This window comes from Pseudomonas sp. 05N434 (assembly GCF_056396965.1).
In genome coordinates, this window is record NZ_JBFTMK010001102.1 from 1 (window position 1) to 491 (window position 491).

1 protein-coding gene is annotated in these 491 nt (G+C 64.9%); it reads left to right on the forward strand.

Annotated features, from left to right (window positions below):
- A partial coding sequence (locus AC1DLB_RS31935; protein ID WP_477786525.1) for a VCBS domain-containing protein occupies positions 1-491 on the forward strand: 491 nt, incomplete at both ends.

Here is a 491-nt window from a genome sequence, read left to right on the forward strand (position 1 = left end):
CGGCCACGGCGACCTCGGCCACGGCGACCTGGAGCATTGCCGGGTCAAACACCGGCACCTACGGCTCGATCGCCGTCGACAGCAGCGGCCAATGGACTTACACCCTGGCCAACGGCACCGATGGCGTTGCCAGTGCCGTGCAATCACTGAAAGCCGGCGAGAGTCATAACGAAGTGTTCAGCGTGCAGGTCAGCGACGGCCTCGGCGGTGTCGACACCCAGCAGGTGACYGTCACCGTCACCGGCAGCAACGACGCACCCGTACTCAGTTTCGCCAACGGCAACGATGCCGGCGCGGTGCAAGAAGACACCACCCTCAGCGTCAGCGGCCAGTTCAGCTCGACTGACATCGATCACGCGGCCACGGCGACCTGGAGCATTGCCGGGTCAAACACCGGCAGCTACGGCTCGATCGCCGTCGACAGCAGCGGCCAATGGACTTACACCCTGGCCAACGGCACCGATGGCGTTGCCAGTGCCGTGCAATCACTG